At 65.8% G+C, this 301-nt stretch carries 1 pseudogene; it reads right to left on the reverse strand.

Annotated elements, in window-relative coordinates:
* Positions 1-82 precede the first annotated feature (82 nt).
* Positions 83-301: pseudogene (locus MKK88_RS15870) on the reverse strand (hypothetical protein); the annotation flags it as partial.

Raw genomic sequence — 301 nt, forward strand, 5'->3', positions numbered from 1 at the left:
GACCGGTTTCTGTACCGGCCCGGCCCAAGGACCCGATGCGTGAGGGGCGTGGCGGCAGGCCTCTTTCAAAGGGAGGCGGCATCTAACCATAGGGACCCTGAAACGAATCCCCGAGCGCCTTCCGCCGAAACAGGGTGCGACAGCGCCTTCGCTGATGCTCCGGCCGGTCGTGGCTCATGTGACAGCGCTCGCAGAAGGCCGCGAGGTGGGCGTCCGCATTGTTCGAGGTGGCGTAGTCCCGATGTGCTGCAGGCAACAACACCCGAGTCCGACGGGCACGGCCTAGGATGTCGGCTTCAGC

The organism is Methylobacterium sp. E-005 (assembly GCF_022829725.1).
In the GTDB taxonomy this organism is placed as follows: Bacteria; Pseudomonadota; Alphaproteobacteria; order Rhizobiales; family Beijerinckiaceae; genus Methylobacterium.